The sequence below is a fragment of the Streptomyces sp. N50 genome, assembly GCF_033335955.1.
GTDB lineage: Bacteria > Actinomycetota > Actinomycetes > Streptomycetales > Streptomycetaceae > Streptomyces.
On sequence record NZ_CP137549.1, the window covers coordinates 2,226,138 to 2,247,093 of the forward strand.

Consider the following 20,956-nt stretch of genomic DNA (forward strand, 5'->3'; position numbering starts at 1 on the left):
CAGACCTGCAGCGTATGCGCTCCGCTGGGTTAGTTGTGATCATGTTGCGGAAGTTTGTCGTCTGCGGGCTCGGTGGGGGCTGGTCGCGCAGTTCCCCGCGCCCCTAGAGGGGGTCCAGGATGGGCATGTTCATCAGTGAGCGGTGAAAATCGGGGCGTGGAACTGACTCTTCTCGGCACCGGTGCCCCCGCTGGACTCCCGCGGCCTGACTGTCCTTGTGCTGCCTGTGCCGTGTCGCTCGGGGTGGATGCTCGGGCAGCTACCGCAGTGCTCGTGGACGGGACACTGCTGCTCGATCTGACTCCCGGTGCCGCCTTTGCCGCTGCTCGGGCCGGGCATTCGCTTGGTGGGGTGCGGCAGGTCCTGTTGTCTCATCCGCATGACGGGCCCGCCGTGGAGGTGCCGGCCGGGTTGCCGCAGCCGGGGCGGGTGCCGGACGGGCGGGAGTTGGCGTTGTTGACGGGGCATCGGGTGCGGGCGGTGGCGATGGACGCGCCCGGTACCGGGTACGCCGTCACCGGGCCCGACGGGCAGCGGGCGCTGTATCTGCCGCCGGGGGGTGCGCCTGCCGGGCTTGAGGAGGGGGCGGTGCCGTCGTACGACATGGTGCTCGCCGATGTCGTGGGGCGGCCGGACGCGCTGGCGAAGTTGCGGGCCGTGGGGGCGATGGGGCCGGCCACCGACGTCATCGCCGTCCATCTCGATCACGATGTGGCGCCGGGGGCCGAGTTGGCGCGGCGGCTGGCCGCCGTGGGGGCGCGGGCCGTGCCGGACGGGACGACGTTGACCGTGGGGGTGTACGAGGACGTGCCCGATGTGCCGCGGCGGACGCTGGTGCTGGGCGGGGCGCGGTCCGGGAAGTCCGTCGAGGCCGAGCGGCGGCTGGAGGCGTTTCCTGACGTGCTGTACGTCGCCACCGGCGGGTCTCGTAACGGGGACACCGAGTGGGCCTCCCGGGTGTCCGCGCATCGGGAGCGGCGGCCCGGGTCGTGGCGTACGGCCGAGACGTGTGACCTTGTGCCGTTGCTCGCGGAGGACGGGCCGCCGTTGCTCATCGACTGTCTGTCGCTGTGGCTGACCGACGCCATGGACTCCGTGGGGGCGTGGGACGACACGGAGTGGGGGGACGGCGGGGAGAAGCAACTGCGGGAGCGGGTACGGGAGTTGACCGCTGCTGTGCGGGCCACCCCGCGGACCCTCGTCGCCGTGTCCAATGAAGTCGGCTCGGGGATCGTGCCGGCGACCGCGTCCGGGCGCCGGTACCGGGATGAGCTGGGGCGGTTGAACGCCGCGATCGCCGGTGAGTGCGAGCACGTGTTGCTGGTGGTGGCGGGGCAGGCGCTCGCCCTGCGCGGCTAGGGCTGTTTCTAGAACTGCTGTTTTCTGCGGGCGATCACGCGGTGCGGGGGCGGGAGCCGGTCCTGGAAGCCCCGGTGTTCGGTGACCAACTCGCAGTCGTGGGGCTCCAGTTGGGCGCGCAGGGTGTCCGGGTGACCTTCCAGGAGGAGGAGGCCGGCGGGGCGCAGGACCGTGAGGGCCGCGCGGAGTTCGGCGTCGGGGTCGGGGGCCGGGGAGCGGTCGCGCAGGAGGGTGACCACGTCGTAGCGGGAGTGGAGGGCGGTCGTGATGTGCGGGTCCGTGAGGTGGCCGGCGTAGGCCTCCTCGATGCGTTCGGCGGCGCGGGCGCGGACGACTCGGGGGGTGGGGTCGACGCCGTCGAAGGACGTGTACGGGAAGAGGGCCTTCGCGGTTTCCGGGAAGTGGGCGTCGCCGGTGCCGACGTCGAGCCAGCTCTCCGGTTCGGGGAGGAGCCGGAGGATCGCGCGGGCCAGTGCGCGGTGGCGGCGGTACGCGTCGAGGGTGCTGACGCGCGTGCTGACGCGGGTGCGCAGGCTGTTCATGGGCGGCTCCCGGAGTCGTACGGCAAAACGGTGCAAACCGATACGTACGGGATCTAGATCTTGAGGGCAAGGACGTCCGGGGCGCGTGGTGGCCATGTGGCGCTGTCGCGTTCGATCGCTGCCGGTACTGTTCGGCGAATGAGCTCGCTTAATCTCGACGACTTCACCGATCTGATCGAGCGCCCCGACGGCGGTGTGCGCCGCGACGCGGAGGCCCGCCGCGAACGTCAGATCGTGCCGCCCGGGTCGCTGGGCCGACTCGACGACCTGGGTGAGTGGCTGGCGGCGGCGCAGGGCGCCGTGCCGGTACGGCCGGTCGAACGGCCGCGTGTGGTCTTGTTCGCGGGCGACCACGGCATCGCCGAACTCGGCGTGTCGGCCCGGCCGGCGGGCAGCGCCGGGGAGTTGGTGCGGTCGGTGCTGGAGGGCGGCAGCCCGGCGGCGGTGCTCGCGCGGCGGCTCGGGGTGCCGGTGCGGATCGTGGACATGGGCCTGGACTGCGATCCCGGCGCGCTGCCGGACGCGGTCGTGAAGCACCGCGTACGGCGGGGCAGCGGGCGCATCGACATCGAGGACGCGCTGACGCTGGAGGAGGCGGCGGCCGCGTTCGAGGCGGGGGTCGCCGTCGCGAACGAGGAGGCCGACTCCGGTACGGATCTGGTGGTCCTCGGCGATGTGAGCGTCGGCGGTACGACGCCTGCCTCCGTGCTGATCGCGGCGCTGTGCGGGACCGATGCCTCCGTGGTCACCGGGCGCGGCGGGCTCGCGATCGACGACCTCGCGTGGATGCGCAAGTGCGCGGCGATCCGGGACTCGCTGCGGCGGGCCCGGCCGGTGCTGGGCGACCAGTTGCAGCTCCTCGCGACGGTGGGCGGCGCCGACCTCGCCGCGATGACCGGGTTCCTGCTGCAGAGTGCCGTACGGAAGCTGCCGGTGATCCTGGACGGGGTCGTGGCCGCCGCGTGCGCGCTGGTGGGTCAGCGGGTCGCGTTCCGGGCGCCGGACTGGTGGCTCGCCGGGCAGAACAGCGGCGAGCCGGGCCAGGCGAAGGCCCTGGACCGGATGGCCCTGGAGCCCCTCCTCGACCACGGCGTGACGGTGGGAGAAGGCGCGGGCGCGCTGCTGGCCCTGCCGCTGGTGCAGGCCGCGGCGGCGCTGGCCGCCGAACTCCCGCTCAAGCCGGAGAAGTTGGACGAGTCCGCCGAGCCGGAGGAGTCCGCGGAGGACGAGAAGCCGGTCGATCTCGCGGTGGAGAACTCCGAGGAGTGACGGGGCCCGGTCGTCGCGGCGGCCGTTGCGGCGGCGGATAAGAACCGTTCGTCGCGACAACGCCCATATGATCCTCCTTCATGGGAGATGTCCGGGTCGGGCCCGTTCAGGAACGTCATAGCTCAGGCGCCTCGCGGCGGGCCGCGGCCTTCGCCGTCTGGTATCTGCGGGCCGTCGCGTTCATCAACTTCCTCAGCGCGGCGTGGGTTTCGCTGGGGCAGGACGTACGACGGCACAACCAGGAGAACTTCTTCACCCCGTACCTGCTGACGGCGGGCTTCGCGTCCGGGGTGTTCACGGCGTTCCTCGCCATCACCATGCGGCGCCGCAAACGCGCCGCGTGGATCCTGAACCTGGTGGTCAGCGGGCTGTTCCTGGCGCTGTTCGGGTTCGCCATGTCGTTCCAGGAGATCCGCCAGTACCCGCAGAACTGGATCTCCCTGGTACTGACCGCGGCCTTCGTCGGCGCACTCATCGTGGGGCGGCGGGAGTTCTACGCGAAGGGCGACCGGTCCAACCCCCGGCTCGCCGCCGTCGTCGCCGTCGGCGGCACCCTGGCCGCCTCACTGCTCGCCGCGCTGCTGGTGACGGTCACCAACCAGGCGCACGACGCGTCCCGTTCGACGTTCGTGGAGCGCTGGCGCTACGGCGCCTTCCGGCTGGTGTCCATCGCCGCCCCGGAGAATCGCTTCCCCGGCATCTGGACCCCGAACTGGGTCAACGTCGTCATCAACGTGCTCAGCACGGTCCTGGTCCTCGCCGTGTTCTACGCCGCGTTCCGCTCCCGGCGCGCCGTCGACCCGCTCACCGAGGACGACGAGAAGAAGCTGCGGGCGCTCCTTGAACGGCAGGGCGAACGGGACTCGCTCGGGTACTTCGCGCTGCGCCGGGAGAAGAGCGTGGTGTGGTCGCCGACCGGCAAGGCGGCCGTCGCGTACCGGGTCGTGGGCGGGGTGTCGCTGGCCTCCGGCGACCCGATCGGGGACCCGGAGGCGTGGCCCGGCGCGATCGAGCCCTGGCTGGCGGAAGCCCGCGTTCACGGATGGATTCCGGCCGTCATGGGCGCGAGCGAGGAGGCGGGCACGGTCTACGCGCGGCACGGGCTCGACGCCCTCGAACTCGGGGACGAAGCCCTCGTCGAGGTAGCCGAGTTCACCCTCGAAGGACGCGCCATGCGGACCGTACGGCAGGCCTACAACCGCGTGAAGCGGGCCGGATACACCGTTCGCATCCGCCGCCACGAGGACATTCCGGCCGAGGAGATGGCGTATCTGCTGAAGCGCGCGGACGACTGGCGCGACGGGGCCACCGAACGCGGGTTCAGCATGGCGCTGGGACGGCTCGGGGACCCCGACGACGGGCGGTGCGTGATGCTCGAATGCACCGACGGGGACGGTGAGTTGAGGGCGGTGCTGTCCTTCGTGCCATGGGGTCCGCACGGACTGTCGCTGGACCTGATGCGACGCGACCGCGACTCAGACAACGGGCTGATGGAGTTCATGGTGATCGAACTCCTGCGCCGCGCCCAGGAGATCGGGATCACCCAGGTGTCGCTCAACTTCGCCATGTTCCGCTCGGTCTTCGAACGTGGGGCGCGGATCGGTGCCGGGCCGGTGCTGCGGCTGTGGAGGTCGCTCCTCAGCTTCTTCTCGCGCTGGTGGCAGATCGAGTCGCTGTACCGCGCCAACGCCAAGTACCGGCCCATCTGGGAACCCCGGTTCCTGCTCTTCGAGAAGAGCGCGGACCTGCTGCGCATCGGCCTCGCGGCGGCGCGCGCGGAAGGGTTTCTGGGGGCCTGTCGTCGGATTCCCGTCGTCCGCCCGGAGGGCGGGCCCGGAGGCGTCTGGTGCGTGCGATCGCAAGGCGCCGGAGCGCCCTCGTGGCGGAGCCACGTGGGCGGTTCGGCAACGCGGCGAGCGTGCGTGCCAGACCCCTCCGGGCAGGCGGGAATCCGACGACAGGCCCCGCGGCGCCGGGACTGCCGAAGTGGCTGCACCGCAAGCACCTGGAGACGCACAGATGAACCGCCTCGCCCGCTGGGCCCGCGCCGAATGGGGACTGCTCTACGTCACCGTGCGCGAGCCGCTGCTGAAGCGGCGCTGGCGGGCGATCCCGATGACGGTCGGGGCGGTGCTGCTGACCGCGGTGCTCCAGTTCGTGCAGAACCAGTCCTGGGGCTACCGGTTCGTGCAGGACACGGGCGCGGTACGGGCCGTGGACCCGCTGTGGCTGGCTCTGCTCCGCACCCCGCTCTCCCTCTTCGTCCCGGCACTGGACCTCCCCGTATGGGGCGCCCTCGCCCAGATCCTCTTCGTGTTCGGCATCGCGGAGATCTCCCTCGGCCGCTGGCGCACGCTCGTCATCGCCTACGCCGCGACCCTCGCCGGCACGCTCTACGCCCGCCTCGGCATCTGGCTCGGCTTCGACAACCCGTTCGGGCTGCCCAGCTCGGACCGCCTGGTCGTGGACACGGGTCCGTCCGCGGCGGTGGTCGGCCTCGCGGTGTTCGTCGCGTGGCGCTACGGCGCGTACGCGACCGCGCTGGCGGTGACCGGGGCGATGGCCATCGAGGTGCTGCTGAAGGGGAACCTCGCGGGCAAGGAGCACCTCGCGGCGATCATCGCGGTGGGGGTGCTGTGTCTGGCTTCGGCTCTACGGCATCGCAGGTGGACGGTTCGGTAGGTGGAGCGGGGCTCGCTCAGCGGTGCCCGGGAATCCGTACCGGCTCCGGATCCGGCTTGCCCCCGATCCAGTCCTGGACCTTGCGGCGCGGGCCCGCCCAGCGGCGGTCGTGGTGGTAGGCGCGGAGGGTGGAACGGGCTCGGGCGCGGTGGCGGCGGTTGCGGTAGAAGCGCTTGGCCCAGGGGGAACCCGGGCGGGCCAGGCGGATCGCGCCGACGAGGGCGACCAGCGGGACGAGGATGCCGAAGACCGCGGTGCGGGCCTTGCCCTTGCTCAGCGCGATGAGGGAGAACAGGAAGTTCACGGCGACGCTGACGATCACTCCGGCGCGGTCGTGGAGTTCGGAGGCGGTGAGGTCGTTGACGCCGAAGGGTGAGAAGCCGGCGAGCACGAAGCCGACCAGGGCCGCCGTGAGCACCACCGCCTCGACGCTCTTGCGGCCCGCCTCGGTCCAGTACACGTCGTCCAGGTAGAGGATCAGCGCGAACTCGTCCAGGACCAGGCCCGCGCCCATCCCGAAGACGATCGCGAACAGCGCCGATCCGACGCCGTAGCGGGTGCTGGCCACCGCGCCGAAGCCGCCCAGGACGCTGAGGACCACGCCGGGGACCACGTGGTGGATGTGTACGTCGCCGGCCTTGATGTTGCCGAAGGGGCCCTTGCCGGCGCGGATCAGGCGGGTGATGACCCGGGTGATGAGGAAGGTCAGGACGAAGGCGGTCAGCGCGAGGAGGAGCGGGAGTTTGCCCGGCTCGACGATGTTGCGGTGCAGCCAATGTCCCATATGCGCACTTTAGCTACGGCCCGCTCGGGTGCCCTCCCGATCGGCGGGTAATCTGCGCCGGTGTCCAAGACCTCGCCCCTTGACGGCCTCCGCTTCGCGTTCGGCACGCTGACTGTTCTTCCGGTCAGGGTGACCCGCTGGGATCGGGAGGCCGCGCGTGCCGGGATGCTGGCGGCGCCGGTCGTGGGGGTGGTCGTCGGTGGGTGTGCGGCCGGCCTTGGGCTGCTGCTTCTGTTTCTCGGGGCGAGTCCGCTGCTTGCCGCCGTCGGGAGCGTGGCCGTGCCTGCGGTTCTTACTCGGGGGCTGCATCTGGACGGGCTTGCGGATACCGCCGATGGGCTTGGTAGCGGGAAACCCGCCGAGGATGCGCTGCGGATCATGAAGCAGTCGGACATCGGGCCGTTCGGGGTGCTCGCTCTTGTCTTTGTGGTGCTGGGGCAGGTGGCTGCGCTCTCTCAGCTCTACGGCGACTCGTGGGCGCGGGGTGCGGTCGGGGCCGTTGTCTCGGGGGTCGCGGCTCGGTTGGCGCTGACGTTGGCCGCGCGGGCGGGGGTGCCTGCGGCTCGGCCTGAGGGGTTGGGGGCGGCGGTCGCCGGCGTGGTGCCGGTTCGCTGGGCGCTGGGCCTGGGGGTGGGGGTCGTGGTCGTGGGTTGGGCGTTCGGGGCGGCTCTGGGGATCTATGGGGTCGGCCCCGCGTTTGTTGTCGCCCTGATCGTCGGTGAGCTGCTTCTGCGGCACTGTAGGCGGCGGTTTGGTGGGGTTACGGGGGACGTGTTCGGGGGGCTTGCGGAGAGTGCGGCTACGGCTGCGGTCGTGGTGCTTTCGGTGGGTGGGTGAGTGCGGGTGCGTGGGGGCTGGTCGCGCCCACGCGGCGGTAGCCGCACATCAAATACAGCCCCGCGCCCCTAGGTGGGTTGCCCTTGGGCTTGTTTCAGCAGGAGCGGCGCCATGCTCCCAGCTCGGGCTTCTTCAGTAGTGAACTGAGCTTCAAGTGGCGGGAGTTGGGGCAGAAGCGGGCTGTCGGGAGTTCGTATTCGACGTGGAAGACGGCCTTGTTCGCCTTGATGAACGGGGTCAGGGTGTCGCACTCGTCGTACTGGGCGCACTGTTCGTTGACCGCGAAGTCGAAGTCGCTCACCAGGGCGGGGATCTGGTCCAGGTCGTTCTTCAGGCCGACGGACATGCCCCGGGCGTGGGCCAGCTTGGCGATGAGGCGGTTGTAGCGGAGTTGGTCGGCCGCTTTGAGGGGGAAGCCGGTGTCGTTCCGGTAGCCGTCCATGTTGTCCGGCTCCACCGCGTCGAAGCCCTTCTCCTTGCACATGTCGAGGCGGGCCGCCATCAACGGCTCCAGGACGTCCGTGCGGCGGATGTCCAGCCAGCGTTCGCCCTTCCAGCCGTTGCCCTTGCCCAGGACCGACTTGGGGAACTTCTTCGCGTCGGGGCGGAAGTCCTCCCAGGCGCCGGTCGAGATGTAGCAGATGACCTTGCGGCCCTTGGCGTGCAGCGCGGTCACCGTCGCCTTGGAGTGGTCGAAGCCGTCGATGTCGTAGACGGGGACGTCGACGGAGGTGTCCAGGCGGCCGCTCAGTTGCCACTGCCAGGCCACGCCCGGGCGGGGTTGCCAGCGCGTTCCCGAGTCCGGGGTGGGGGTCGGCTTGTCGTCGGAGGTCGACGTGCAGCCCGCGAGGAGCAGGAGGAGCAGGGCTGGCAGCAGGGTGGGGCGTCTCACTGAAGGGGCTCCAGGGTGTGGGGCAAAGTACCCCACGGATGATCTCCTACGCCCGGTACCGCGCAGTGCACCGAGGCCCCTCGGGCTCGGGCCTCCGCTTCGAAGGCGACGTCGGACGGGACGCCGTGGACGAGGTGGCCGAAGCGGATTCCTGTGGTGCCGCGCCAGGACTGGGGCGGTAGACGGCGGTACGTCGTCCAAGGGCCCTCGAAGGTCACGAGGACGTCGGCTATCCGGGCGTACGACGGGTGCGGGGTCGTGCCGTGGTTCAGGACGAGCGTGGCGCAGCCTGTGCCCCAGGCCGCCGTGGCGATGCGTTGGTAGTGCCTGAACTCCTTCTGGTCCGCCGCCACTTGGTCCAGGAATGCGCCGTCCGTGCCGTACCAGTCCCGGTAGTGGGTCAGGTCCTTCACCACGTCCGCGTACGGGCGGCGGCCGTAGTCCGTGTCCGTGTAGCCGAGCAACCTCACCTCCGCAGCGCGGAGTTGGGACGCCACCTCGGCGAAGGCCGGGTCCGGGGCTTCGCCGGGGCCGCTGGCCGGGTTGAGGACCACGGCGTAGAGGCGGGGGGCCGCCGCCACGATCGCGGCCCATTCCGCGGGGCGGACGGTCGGGTGTTCGTAGTACGGAACCAGCAGTTGGCTCATCTGTGGGCCGTCACCCTGCCCAACAGGCCGCAGATCAGGGCCGCTTGGACCAGGGCCGCGGTGCCGTTCACGTACAGGGCGATCCAGTGCGGGCCGGCTGCGTGGGTGAGGAGAGCCAGCGTTTGGGCCGCTGCCGCTGTGCAGCAGATCGCCGCCGCGCCCATGACCGCGCCGAAGGACTGCAGGAGCAGGCCCGTCCACAGGACCGTGCCGAGGACGAGCAGGGCGGCGAGGCTTACTCCGTCGAGGGCTGGGGTGTGGGGCCAGAGGGTGGTTGCGAGGAAGGTCAGGGCGGAGAGGGCGGCCAGGTAGGTGGTCAGGCAGAGGGTGAGAGTTGTGCCTGTGGTGCGCCAGAAGGCTTTTGGGGTGCGGCTGTTGCGCAGGCCGGTGAGACTGCCGCTGCGGAAGCGGTAGAGGAGCCATTCGGCTGGGCCCATGCTCAGGGTCAGGGCTACCGCGGCGACCGCGCTGCCGCTCAGGGCGGCGTGGAGGACGAGGGCGCCGCTGCCTAGGCCGAACAGGGCGTAGGGGAGGGAGGCTGTCAGTCGGGGGGACATTGTTGTTTTTTGTCTGCGGGTGCGTGGGGGCTGGTCGCGCCCACGCGGCGGTAGCCGCACATCAAATACAGCCCCGCGCCCCTTAAGGGCGAGGCCGTCAGGCCTTACTTCAAGTAGAGCGAGTGTCGTCACCGCCAGCAGGGAGCCCAGCAGCAAGGTCAGTCTCAGCGCGTCCGGAATCGGCTGAAGCATGGCCACGACCGCGACCGCCGTCATCGGCAACAGCGTTGCCAGCAGGGCTCGTTCGCGGCCCATGACCAGTAGGACCGTGGCTGCGCCCAGGTAGCAGGATTGGCCTGCCGCGAACGCTACGGCCGCCGGGTGGGCCGTGCCCGCTACCGCGAGGGCTACCGAGGCGCCCAGGAGTGCGCCCAAAGGGGCGCCGGTGAGGAGGCTGTGGCGGGCCGCCGGTTTGTCGCCCAGGCCGAGCCAGGAGTACGCGCGGTGGGCCAGGCCCTGGTTCCAGGTCCAGCCGACCAGGGCGCTTGCCAGGAGGGGGAGGGTGCCTGCGGGGAGGCTGAAGGACTCGGGGTCACCGACCAGCAGGGGTTCCCCGAGGACGTAGCCGAAGCCGGGGAGGGCGAAGACCACGCCTCTCAACAGGCAGCCGAGCAGGCCTACTTGCCAGGGGTCGTGGACGGGGCCGTCCGGTTCCGGGAAGCGGCGGGTTACGCGTTCGTACAGCTCCTCCGCCAGGGCGAAGGAGTTCTTGACGCCGTAGCGCTCGCGTATCTGGTCGTCCGACATGCCGTCGGACTCCAGGAGGGCCGCTATCTCGTCGGGGTGCACGGCCGCGGCGACGAACTCGTCGAGGCGGTCGGCGAGTTCGTCGATCGGGTCCGGCTCGGCCCAGCTCGGTGAGGGGCGTTGCCTGGGGATGCCGGGGACGGTGTCCGAACTCGCCCCGGCGGCAGCCAGATGGAACCTGTCACCAGTCCGTCCCGTCCGTGGCGACTGCCTTGTACCACGGATCGCGCAGTTCGGCGGTCCAGTCGGCGACGGTCTCGACCGTGGGCTCGTACACCTCGGGGCGGCCCGCGAGCTCCTGGTAAATAGTCCGGAAATTATCCACCGAGCGACGCAACGTAAAGCGCTCGATAACCCTCTGGCGGGACAACTCCCCCAATTTCAGGCGGCGTTCGTCGTCACGGAGGAGGGTGAGAGCGGCGGCGGCCATCTTCTCCGGCTCGCGCGGCGGGACGACGAGGCCGGTGTCGCCTACCGCCTCGCTCACTCCGCCGACGTCGGTCGAGACGGTCGTACGGCCGCAGGACATGGCCTCGATGATGGAGAAGGGGAAGCCTTCGGAGATCGAGGACAGCATGACCACGTGACCGGCCGCGTACGCGCGCCAGACCTCGCTGATGCGGCCCTCGAAGGTGACGCCGTCGGTGACGCCCAACTCGGCCGCGAGCTTCTCGAGTCTGGTGCGGTAGGCCTCGCCGCCGGGCGGGACCGGGCCGAACAACCGCAGCCTGGTTTCCGGGAGTTCGGCACGGACCGCCGCATACGCGCGTAGAAGTGTTTCAAGATCCTTGATGGGGTCCACGCGGCCGCACCAGGAGAGGGTGGGGATCTCCGGTTCGGGGCCCGCGTGCGGGAAGGCGGCCGGGTCGACGCCGTTGTAGACCGTGCGGATCTTGTCGGCGTCGGCGCCGCCGCGCTCCTCCCAGCGGCGGTTGTACTGGTTGCACGGGGTGATCAGGTCGGCGGCCTTGTACCCGTGGGAGTTCAGCTCGCGGTAGAAGCCGAGCATGAACGCCTTCACAGGCCAGCGCTGGCCGTCGCGGCGGTAGCCGAGGTAGCGCTCGCGCAGGTAGATGCCGTGCTCGGTGAGGAGGAAGGGCACTCCGTCGAGCTTCTTCGCGGCGAGCGCGGGCAGGGTCGCGAGGCCGCTGCTGACGGCGTGCGCGACGCAGTCCTCCGGTATTCGGACGCCGAGCGGGCGAAGTGCGTGTTCCAGCAGGTCGGTTGCGGTGAGCGCGTCGTGAACTGTGGGGCGGGCGGCGGCCGTTGCCAGGTGCGGCATCGTCCATATCCACATCAGCGAGCGCAGCGCCGTCTCGGTGCGCAGGGCCGCCGACAGGCGTCCTTGGCGGGCGAGTTGGGCCAGCTCGTAGAGGCTCTCGCCGAAGTCGCAGTGCGCCTCGGGGTCGAGGAAGGAGAGCAGGAACCGTTCGTAGGAGTCGACGAAGCGGCGGCGGGCGGCGCCGTACAGGCCGTGCCGGTGGCGGCCGGGGCGCGGGCCCCAGGTGGGTACGGACGTGTGCCGGTAGACGTTGGACGGCAGCTCCCAGGTCACGGGTTCGCGACCGCTGCCGGTGAGGGACAGGATGTGGAAGTCGACCTCGGGCATGCCCTTGACGAGCTGGTCGCACCAGGTGCTGACCCCGCCGTGGACGTGCGGATAGGTGCCTTCGGTGAGCATGGTGACATGACGGCCTGTACGCATGGCTGTGCCACTCCCCCCAATTGGCGGATGGTGTGGGGGAACTGCTGACCGGCCCCCGACCGCGGGCTCGTCGTGGCTGGTCGCGCAGTTCATCGCGCCCCTTTAGGGCGTGTCCTATGGCAGGTTGAGAGTGAGAGCGGTCTGCGTAAGTTCCGGCGTGGTCCAGGCCGAGCGCTCTCCCGCGTACGGCGTCCCGAACGCGGTGGTGCCGAGAGGCAGTTGCTTGGTGGTCCCTTCCGGTGCGGTCAACGGGATCTGGATCCCTGTGGGGGCGTTGACGGTGACGGTGGTGCCGATCCGGTAGGCCTCGACGTCGCCGTTCGTGACGGCGGTCTGCCAGGCGGTGCGGTTCTGCAGTTCGGTGCCGATCGCGCTCTCCCGCAGGTTCTCCAGCGGGGTGTTGTCGGCGAACAGCGCCTGGTATCCGGCGAGGACCTGGTCCAGGACCGGGTAGAGGACGCGGTCCTCGGCCAGGTTGGACTGGTGCGCGTAGTGCGGGAGCGGGTCGTTGCTGATGGCGTGGCCGAGGTCGGTGGCCGCCTCCTGCGGGACGATGTAGTCGTCGTAGCCGGTGGCGGTGTCCAACGGGGCCGCCAGGCAGGTGGAGTCGGGGTTGTTCTCGCAGACGCCGCTTCCGCCGTCGGCCGTGGAGGTGTAGATCCAGTTGTACTCGTCGGCCATCTCGGCCTTGGTGCCCGCGTTGTAGTACACGTTCATCGGGTAGCGGGGCACGGTGAGCGCGTCGCCGACGGCCCGCTGGCCGCTCTCGCGGGAGTGGTCGGAGGCCGTCCACGTGATGCCGTTGGCCGCGAGGGCGCCGGCCAGGTTCGGGTTGTCGTCGGGCTGCTGCGGCAGCGTCTTGAGGCCCGAGTGCTCACCGGTGACCAGCTCGTCGCGCTCGACCGGAAGGCCGTTCGCCAGCGCCCAGTCGTCATTGTTGGCGATCTCCGCGGAGATGTCGGCCTGGCTCATGTACTGGGTCGTGCCGTCGGCGTTCTTCGCGCAGGTCCACGGCACCGTGGTCAAGTCCTGGACGCAGCCGAGGAATTCGTGCGTGTACGTGTGGTTGATCCAGCGGAAGTCGGCCTTGTCGGCGAGGAGTTGGTCGGTCAGGGCGTCCGTGCCGCCGTTCTCGCTCTTCCAGTCCTCGCCCAGGCCCGCGTTGAAGGCCAGGTCGAAGGTGAAGCCGTGGTCCTGCTCCCACTGGGCCGCGTACGCCGCGTCGGCGGCGGTCATCCGGATCGGCATACTGTCCGAGCCCTCGCCGGACGCGCAGTCGTAGTCGCCTGGCGTGCAGTTGAGCTCGGTGTCCCAGCGGTCGTCGGGTGCGAAGACGTCGTCGACATGCACGGAGAAATAGTTGCGCGCCTGACCGAGGTGCACGCCCTGAGTCAGCCATTCGACGATGCCGCGCGCCAACACCCGGAACTGCTGCTGGTATTGGTTGTACGCGAAGGTCAGCACCAGTTCGCGGCGCCCGTCGTGGGCGTACTCGCCGACCAGGCTGCCGCGCCCGGTGCCGCCCGGTACGGCGGTGTCGACATAGCTCGTGAAACCGGTTCGAGGCGTGGCCACGAAGCCGTAACTCTCCTGCACGGACGCGGAGTTGTCCTCGAACGTGAGCGGCCCGTCAAGATAGCCGAAAGAGCCCGCCTTGCCGTCGGCCGTGACATCTGCCTCATGCCCGTCGAGTGCCCCGGAGTAGGCGGCGTAGTCCAGGCCGACCTCCGGGTGCGCCCACGTGTAGGCGTCGACCTGCGGGATGCCGTACGTCGTCTCGTAGGCCTCCAGCGCGGTCTGTTCCGCCGAACTCGTCCCGAACGGCGCCTCGTTGGGCAGGACGACGCCCTGGTACTTCGCGCGGGGCGTGCCGTCGACCGTGTCGCTCAGGAAGGCCGCGTCGATCGTGGGGCGGCCCGAGTCGTTCAGGTTCACAGTCGTGTACGGAATGCCCTCGCTCTTCAGCTGGGCGGCGATGGCCTCGACGGGACTGTCGCCGTTGTCCACGACGAGTACCTTGAGGTCGATGCGCGGCTCGTCGGCGGCCGACGCTCCGGGTGCCTCAAGGCCCAGCACCAGCAGCCCCGCGGCCGCCAGTAAAGCGGCCCCGGTTCTCCATCCGCGCGTTCTGTGCGCCATGTCGTCCCTCCCCCAAGCGATCCTCCCTGTGGTCGTCTCGCGGAGGATCCGTGGAAATCATGCAAATCGATGAGCATGTCGCCCACATGAACCCCACGAGTGTGGCGCAGGACATCCAGGGTGAGGATCGAGAAGTGGCCACTCCGCTTCCGGTAGGTGAACCCCTCGCGGGAACAGGTGAACCCCCCGCGCGAATGAGCCACGAGACACACGCGCGTACGCTCGTCGTGGGCGCTCCACCAGCCCCCTATGCCCACCACCGCCGCAGGTCGGAAATAGGGTCGGCTGTCGGGCCCGGTCGACCCACCCCGATCGACCACAGGAACTTCACACCGGAAGCGAGAATTCACCACTGTGACTGCTCTCACTCTCAGCACCGCCGCGGCGCCCGGCCTGCGGGCCGACGCGATCGTGATCGGTGTCGGCAAGGGCGGCAAGGGCCCGGTCGTCGCACCGGGCGCCGACGCCGTGGACAAGGCGTACGACGGCAGGCTCGCCGGCGTCCTGGAGACCCTGGGCGCCTCCGGTGCCGAGGGCGAGATCACGAAGCTGCCCGCACCGGCCGGCTTCAAGGCCCCGCTCGTGCTCGCGGTGGGACTCGGCGCGGAGCCCGAGGAGGGCGAGGAGTACGGCGCCGAGGCGCTGCGCCGGGCCGCCGGCGTCGCCGCCCGCGCGCTCACCGGCGCCAAGAAGGCCGCCTTCGCGCTCCCCCTCGCCGACGCCGCCGACGCCGGCGCGATCGCCGAGGGCGCGCTGCTCGGCGCGTACTCCTTCGACGCGTACAAGGGCGGCGCCAAGGACGCCAAGGGCAAGGCCCCGCTCGGCGAGGTCGCCCTGCTCGGCGGCAAGCCGCGCGACAAGGAGTACAAGGCGGCCGTAGAGCGCGCTCTCGCCGTCACCGAGGAGCTCAACCGCGCCCGCGACCTGATCAACACCCCGCCGAACGACCTCGACCCCGAGGCCTTCGCCGCCGTCGCGCAGACCGCGGCGAAGGAGCACGGCATCAAGGTGCAGGTGCTCGACGAGAAGGCCCTGGAGAAGGGCGGCTACGGCGGCATCCTCGGCGTCGGCGCCGGTTCCGCGGCCGGTCCGCGGCTGGTGAAGCTGTCGTACACGCACGCGGACGCCACCAAGCACCTCGCGTTCGTCGGCAAGGGCATCACGTACGACTCGGGCGGCATCTCGCTCAAGCCGGCCGGGCACAACGAGACGATGAAGTGCGACATGAGCGGTGCGGCCGCCGTGTTCGCGGCCGTCGTCGCCGCCGCGCGTCTTGGTCTCGCGGTCAACGTCACCGGCTGGCTGGCGCTCGCCGAGAACATGCCGTCCGGCTCCGCGACGCGTCCCGGTGACGTGCTGCGGATGTACAGCGGCAAGACCGTCGAGGTGCTCAACACGGACGCGGAGGGCCGGCTCGTTCTCGCGGACGCGCTGTGGGCCGCGTCGGCGGAGAAGCCGGACGCGATCGTGGACGTGGCGACGCTGACCGGGGCGATGGTTCTCGCTCTCGGGAGCCGGACGTTCGGTGTCATGGCGAACGACGACGCGTTCCGCTCCGCGATCGTCGAGGCGGCGGACGAGGTCGGTGAGCCGTCGTGGCCGATGCCGTTGCCCGAGCACCTGCGCAAGGGGATGGACTCTCCCACCGCCGACATCGCGAACATGGGTGAGCGGATGGGTGGCGGGCTGGTCGCGGGGCTGTTCCTGCGGGAGTTCGTGGGTGAGGGGATCACCTGGGCGCACGTCGACATCGCGGGACCGGCGTTCAACGAGGGCGGGCCGTTCGGTTACACGCCCAAGGGTGGGACCGGGTCTGCGGTGCGGACGCTGGTGCGGCTTGCGGAGTTGACTGCTGCGGGGGATCTGGGCTGACGTTCTGCGCCCAGTAGCTCGGTGCCTTGGGTGCGTGGGCGGCTGCGGGACGGCCTGTGGTCGGTCGCGCAGTTCCCCGCGCCCCTGGGGGTCGCACCTCGGGATGGTAAAAGCCGCAGGGTCTCTCAATTGAGCGTGTGGTGTCTCACACCCAGGCCCGGCGTCTCGTTGGGCCTCGACAAGTGCGAAGATGGGCTCGGCAGGACAGGGCCCCCACCACAGGGCCGAAGAAAGAGCGGCCGGACACCAGCCGCCGACCGGTCGTCGCCGACCGGCGTGGCGCACATGCATGGAGGACGTGACGTGGCGAACGACGCCAGCACCGTTTTCGACCTAGTGATCCTCGGCGGTGGTAGTGGCGGTTACGCCGCGGCGCTGCGCGGGGCCCAGCTGGGCCTGGACGTCGCCCTGATCGAGAAGGACAAGGTCGGCGGCACCTGCCTGCACCGAGGTTGCATCCCCACCAAGGCCCTGCTCCACGCGGGCGAGATCGCCGACCAGGCCCGCGAGAGCGAGCAGTTCGGCGTCAAGGCCACCTTCGAGGGCATCGACGTACCGGCCGTCCACAAGTACAAGGACGGCGTGATCTCGGGCCTGTACAAGGGACTCCAGGGTCTGATCGCATCCCGCAAGGTGCACTACATCGAGGGTGAGGGCAAGCTCTCCTCCCCCACCTCCGTCGACGTCAACGGCCAGCGCGTCCAGGGCCGCCACGTCCTGCTGGCGACCGGCTCCGTGCCGAAGTCGCTGCCGGGCCTGGAGATCGACGGCAACCGGATCATCTCCTCGGACCACGCCCTCGTCCTGGACCGCGTCCCGCAGTCCGCGATCATCCTGGGCGGCGGTGTCATCGGCGTGGAGTTCGCCTCCGCGTGGAAGTCCTTCGGCGCCGACGTGACGATCATCGAGGGCCTGAAGCACCTCGCTCCTCTCGAGGACGAGAACTCCTCCAAGCTTCTTGAGCGCGCGTTCCGCAAGCGCGGCATCAAGTTCAACCTGGGCACCTTCTTCTCGAAGGCCGAGTACACCGAGAGCGGTGTCAAGGTCACCCTCGCCGACGGCAAGGAGTTCGAGGCCGAGGTCCTGCTCGTCGCCGTCGGCCGCGGGCCCGTCTCCGCCGGTCTCGGCTACGAGGAGCAGGGCGTCGCCATCGACCGCGGCTACGTCACGGTCGACGAGTACATGCGGACGAACGTCCCGACCATCTCCGCCGTCGGCGACCTCGTCCCGACGCTCCAGCTCGCGCACGTCGGCTTCGCCGAGGGCATCCTGGTGGCGGAGCGTCTGGCCGGTCTGAAGACCGTTCCGATCGACTACGACGGTGTCCCCCGGGTGACGTACTGCCACCCCGAGGTCGCCTCCGTGGGTATCACCGAGGCCAAGGCCAAGGAGATCTACGGCGCGGACAAGGTCGTCGCTCTGAAGTACAACCTCGCGGGCAACGGCAAGAGCAAGATCCTCAACACCTCGGGCGAGATCAAGCTCGTCCAGGTGAAGGACGGTGCCGTGGTCGGCGTCCACATGGTCGGCGACCGCATGGGCGAGCAGGTCGGCGAAGCCCAGCTGATCTACAACTGGGAGGCGCTGCCCGCCGAGGTCGCCCAGCTGATCCACGCCCACCCGACGCAGAACGAGGCGCTCGGCGAGGCCCACCTGGCTCTGGCCGGCAAGCCTCTCCACTCCCACGACTGACCCCCTCGGTCGGACGACGACACAGACTTCCGCAATTCGTAAGGAGCAACCGAAACCATGGCGGTTTCCGTAACCCTTCCGGCGCTCGGTGAAAGCGTCACCGAGGGCACTGTCACCCGCTGGCTGAAGGCCGAGGGCGAGCGAGTAGAGGCCGACGAGCCGCTGCTCGAGGTGTCGACCGACAAGGTCGACACCGAGATCCCCTCGCCGGTCGCCGGTGTGCTGGCCTCCATCAAGGTGGCCGAGGACGAGACCGTCGAGGTCGGCGCCGAGCTGGCCGTGATCGACGACGGTACCGGCGCGCCCGCCGCGGCTCCGGCCCCGGCCGCCGAGCCCGAGGCGGCTCCGGCCCCCGAGCCCGCTCCGGCCCCGGTCGCCGAGGCCCCCGCGGCTCCGGCCGCCCCGGCCCCCGTCGCCGAGGCCCCTGCCGCCCCGGCCGGCGGCGCCACCGGTACCGACGTCGTACTGCCCGCACTGGGCGAGTCGGTCACCGAGGGCACCGTCACCCGCTGGCTGAAGGAGGTCGGCGAGGAGGTCGCTGAGGACGAGCCCCTCCTGGAGGTCTCGACCGACAAGGTCGACACCGAGATCCCCTCCCCGGTCGCCGGCGTGCTGCTGGAGATCCTGGTCGGCGAGGACGAGACCGCCGAGGTCGGCGCCAAGCTCGCCGTCGTCGGCGCCCCGGGTGCCGCTCCGGCGGCTGCCCCGGCTCCGGCCGCCCCGGCGCCCGCTCCGGCGGCTGCCGCTCCGGCTCCGGCTCCGGCCCCCGCGCCGGTGGCTCCCGCCGCTCCGGTCGCGCCGCCGGCCCCGGCTCCGGCGCCCGCCCCGGTCGCTGCGGCTCCGGCCCCGGTCGCCCCCGCCGCCCCGGCCCCCGCGCCGGTCGCGGCTCCGGCTCCGGTGGCCCCGGCCGCTCCGGCGCCCGCCGCCGCACAGGCGACGGACGACGGCGCGTACGTCACCCCGCTGGTGCGCAAGCTCGCGTCCGAGAACGGCGTGGACCTGTCCACAGTCAAGGGCACCGGCGTCGGCGGCCGTATCCGCAAGCAGGACGTCATCGCCGCCGCCGAGGCAGCGAAGGCCGCCGCGGCAGCCCCGGCTCCGGCCGCCGCCGCCGCTCCGGCCGCCGCGACGAAGAAGACCCCGACGCTGGAGGCCTCTCCCCTCCGCGGCCAGACCGTCAAGATGCCCCGCATCCGCAAGGTCATCGGCGACAACATGGTCAAGGCGCTGCACGAGCAGGCGCAGCTGTCCTCGGTCGTCGAGGTCGACGTCACGCGCCTGATGCGGCTGCGCGGCCAGGCCAAGGACTCCTTCGCCGCGCGCGAGGGCGTCAAGCTCTCCCCGATGCCGTTCTTCGTGAAGGCGGCGGCCCAGGCGCTGAAGGCCCACCCGGCCATCAACGCCCGGATCAACGTCGAGGACGGCACGATCACCTACTTCGACACCGAGAACGTCGGTATCGCGGTGGACTCCGAGAAGGGCCTGATGACCCCGGTCATCAAGCACGCGGGCGACCTGAACATCGCCGGTATCGCCAAGGCCACCGCCGAGCTCGCGGGCAAGGTCAGGGCGAACAAGATCACCCCGGACGAGCTGTCCGGCGCGACCTTCACGATCTCCAACACCGGTTCGCGCGGCGCCCTGTTCGACACGATCATCGTGCCCCCGAACCAGGTCGCGATCCTCGGCATCGGTGCCACGGTCAAGCGCCCGGCGGTCATCGAGACCGAGGACGGCACGGTCATCGGCGTCCGCGACATGACGTACCTGACCCTCTCCTACGACCACCGCCTGGTGGACGGCGCGGACGCCGCCCGCTACCTGACGGCGGTCAAGGCGATCCTGGAGGCGGGCGAGTTCGAGGTGGAGCTCGGCCTGTAGCCAGTCGGTCGGTTGTCTGGCCAGTTTGTACGGTGCCCCCGTTCCGGATTCTTCCGGGCGGGGGCACCGCGCGTTTCCCACGCGGGCAGCGGCGGGGCGTACGTCGTGTCCGGACAGCCCGGTGAGGTGGGTTCTGGTGGGTTCCCGGTGCGCCGCCTGCCGGACCACGGCCCCGGGCCACGCCCACGTCGCTCGTCGCTCGTCGCTCGTCGCTCGTCGAGGAGCCTGCGCGGCGGTAGCGGGCCGCGCCCGGGGGCACGCGGTCGAGCGTCCCGGCGTACGATCCCGTCGTGTGCCGGCGCCGGTGTCGCCGCCGGGCAGGGCGCACAGCCGACCCCGGCCGACTCGGCCCGACTCCCGGGCGCCGTCCGGTCTCACGAAGACGCGGGCGCCGCCGGGGCCGGGTGCCGGGCACGATCCGTAGCCGCGCGGTGCCCGTCGGGCCCGCACGCCGGAGTGAGCGCCGGTCGACAGCCGGTCACCCCGCCATCACCGGCCCGAGCCCCCGGGCGCCGCTCCGAACTCCCCAGTCCATCGCGCCCCCGACGCCCCGCAGGGCACCCGCGCCGACCGCCCCACCAGCGTGTAAGTCTCGTCTCACCTGCATGAAAGCGCCCCCGTGCGCCCCTCCCGAGCGGGCGTGCGGCCTTATTGTCTAAACGTCAAACGCCCTTAAGGAGCTCTCATGACCGCGCCCGTCGTCCACTCGCTGCGCGAACAGATCCGCGAGCACATCGTGGAGGGGATCGTGAGCGGACGCTGGAAGCCGGGCGAGCGGATCGTGGAGCGGCGGATCGCGACGGAGCTTGAGGTCAGCCAGACGCCGGTGCGGGAGGCGCTGCGCGAGCTGGAGTCGCTGCGGCTGATCGAGTCGGCGCCGAACAAGGGCGTACGCGTACGGAACCTGACCGCGGCCGACCTGGAGGAGAGCTACCCGGTGCGGGCCGGCCTTGAGGCCATCGCGGCGGAGCTGGCGGCGGAGAGGCTGGCCGAGGACTGCTCGGCACTCGAACCGCACGTCGCCGCGCTCTACGAGGCCGACCGGGACGCGGACGGCACCGGCCAGGTCCGCCACACCGTCGGCTTCCACCGCGAACTGGTCCGCGCCGCCGGCAACTCCGTGCTGCTGCACACCTGGGAGGGCCTCGGCATCGAGGTGTTCACCGCCCTGTCGATCCGCTGGCTGGGGACGGTCCAGCAGTCTTACGCGGAGGAGCACGAGGAACTGGTGGCCGCGTTCCGCCGCCGGGACCCACGGATCGCGGAACTGGTGAAGGCACACGTACTGGGCTGCGCGCCACGCCCCTGAACACCCCGCACATCCGCCAATGCCACACCCACCCAGCCCAAC

15 protein-coding genes and 1 pseudogene are annotated in these 20,956 nt (G+C 70.8%); 9 read left to right on the forward strand and 7 right to left on the reverse strand.

Annotated elements, in window-relative coordinates:
* The first annotated feature begins 156 nt into the window (after positions 1-156).
* Positions 157-1,359, forward strand: coding sequence for a bifunctional adenosylcobinamide kinase/adenosylcobinamide-phosphate guanylyltransferase (locus R2B38_RS09600; protein WP_318015840.1), 1,203 nt, complete (start codon positions 157-159; stop codon positions 1,357-1,359).
* An 8-nt stretch (positions 1,360-1,367) separates the two neighbouring features.
* On the opposite strand, the gene R2B38_RS09605 is transcribed toward R2B38_RS09600, so the two are convergent.
* Positions 1,368-1,901 (reverse strand): methyltransferase domain-containing protein, encoded by a 534-nt coding sequence (locus R2B38_RS09605; protein ID WP_318015841.1) that lies wholly within the window; start codon positions 1,899-1,901, stop codon positions 1,368-1,370.
* 138 nt (positions 1,902-2,039) lie between these two features.
* Between R2B38_RS09605 and cobT the strand changes: the two genes are divergently transcribed.
* From cobT to R2B38_RS09620, 3 genes and pseudogenes are all read left to right on the forward strand, one after another.
* Complete coding sequence (gene cobT, locus R2B38_RS09610) at positions 2,040-3,170, forward strand: nicotinate-nucleotide--dimethylbenzimidazole phosphoribosyltransferase (protein WP_318015842.1); 1,131 nt, start codon at positions 2,040-2,042, stop codon at positions 3,168-3,170.
* A gap of 80 nt (positions 3,171-3,250) precedes the next feature.
* Positions 3,251-4,960: pseudogene (locus tag R2B38_RS09615) on the forward strand (phosphatidylglycerol lysyltransferase domain-containing protein); the annotation flags it as partial.
* 229 nt (positions 4,961-5,189) lie between these two features.
* The gene (locus R2B38_RS09620; protein ID WP_318015843.1) at positions 5,190-5,852 is read left to right on the forward strand and encodes a hypothetical protein; all 663 of its coding nucleotides are present in this window, start codon (positions 5,190-5,192) and stop codon (positions 5,850-5,852) included.
* A 16-nt stretch (positions 5,853-5,868) separates the two neighbouring features.
* On the opposite strand, the gene R2B38_RS09625 is transcribed toward R2B38_RS09620, so the two are convergent.
* On the reverse strand, positions 5,869-6,636 hold the full coding sequence (locus tag R2B38_RS09625) for a hypothetical protein (RefSeq protein WP_318015844.1): 768 nt from the start codon (positions 6,634-6,636) through the stop codon (positions 5,869-5,871).
* A gap of 60 nt (positions 6,637-6,696) precedes the next feature.
* Between R2B38_RS09625 and R2B38_RS09630 the strand changes: the two genes are divergently transcribed.
* Positions 6,697-7,473, forward strand: a complete 777-nt coding sequence (locus R2B38_RS09630; RefSeq protein WP_318015845.1) for an adenosylcobinamide-GDP ribazoletransferase — start codon at positions 6,697-6,699, stop codon at positions 7,471-7,473.
* Between the two features lie 94 nt (positions 7,474-7,567).
* On the opposite strand, the gene R2B38_RS09635 is transcribed toward R2B38_RS09630, so the two are convergent.
* The 5 genes from R2B38_RS09635 to R2B38_RS09655 form a co-directional block, all read right to left on the reverse strand.
* Positions 7,568-8,365 (reverse strand): endo alpha-1,4 polygalactosaminidase, encoded by a 798-nt coding sequence (locus R2B38_RS09635; RefSeq protein WP_318015846.1) that lies wholly within the window; start codon positions 8,363-8,365, stop codon positions 7,568-7,570.
* Positions 8,362-9,012 (reverse strand): spherulation-specific family 4 protein, encoded by a 651-nt coding sequence (locus R2B38_RS09640; protein ID WP_318015847.1) that lies wholly within the window; start codon positions 9,010-9,012, stop codon positions 8,362-8,364. The genes R2B38_RS09635 and R2B38_RS09640 overlap by 4 nt, the downstream gene beginning before the upstream one ends.
* Positions 9,009-10,358 (reverse strand): hypothetical protein, encoded by a 1,350-nt coding sequence (locus R2B38_RS09645; RefSeq protein WP_318015848.1) that lies wholly within the window; start codon positions 10,356-10,358, stop codon positions 9,009-9,011. The genes R2B38_RS09640 and R2B38_RS09645 overlap by 4 nt, the downstream gene beginning before the upstream one ends.
* A gap of 139 nt (positions 10,359-10,497) precedes the next feature.
* Positions 10,498-12,021, reverse strand: coding sequence for a GT4 family glycosyltransferase PelF (gene pelF / locus R2B38_RS09650; protein WP_318015849.1), 1,524 nt, complete (start codon positions 12,019-12,021; stop codon positions 10,498-10,500).
* Between the two features lie 114 nt (positions 12,022-12,135).
* A complete protein-coding gene (locus R2B38_RS09655) occupies positions 12,136-14,160 on the reverse strand; it encodes a hypothetical protein (protein ID WP_318015850.1) in 2,025 nt (674 codons plus the stop codon).
* Positions 14,161-14,514: 354 nt separating this feature from the next.
* Here R2B38_RS09655 and R2B38_RS09660 point away from each other — a divergent pair, with 354 nt between their 5' ends.
* The 4 genes from R2B38_RS09660 (at position 14,515) to R2B38_RS09675 (ending at position 20,914) form a co-directional block, all read left to right on the forward strand.
* On the forward strand, positions 14,515-16,032 hold the full coding sequence (locus R2B38_RS09660) for a leucyl aminopeptidase (RefSeq protein WP_318015851.1): 1,518 nt from the start codon (positions 14,515-14,517) through the stop codon (positions 16,030-16,032).
* 303 nt (positions 16,033-16,335) lie between these two features.
* Positions 16,336-17,724, forward strand: a complete 1,389-nt coding sequence (lpdA, locus tag R2B38_RS09665; RefSeq protein ID WP_318015852.1) for a dihydrolipoyl dehydrogenase — start codon at positions 16,336-16,338, stop codon at positions 17,722-17,724.
* A gap of 57 nt (positions 17,725-17,781) precedes the next feature.
* Entirely contained in the window at positions 17,782-19,605 is a 1,824-nt protein-coding gene (sucB, locus tag R2B38_RS09670; protein ID WP_318015853.1) for a 2-oxoglutarate dehydrogenase, E2 component, dihydrolipoamide succinyltransferase, read from the forward strand.
* A gap of 685 nt (positions 19,606-20,290) precedes the next feature.
* The gene (locus tag R2B38_RS09675) at positions 20,291-20,914 is read left to right on the forward strand and encodes a GntR family transcriptional regulator (RefSeq protein WP_318015854.1); all 624 of its coding nucleotides are present in this window, start codon (positions 20,291-20,293) and stop codon (positions 20,912-20,914) included.
* The last annotated feature ends 42 nt before the right edge of the window (positions 20,915-20,956 follow it).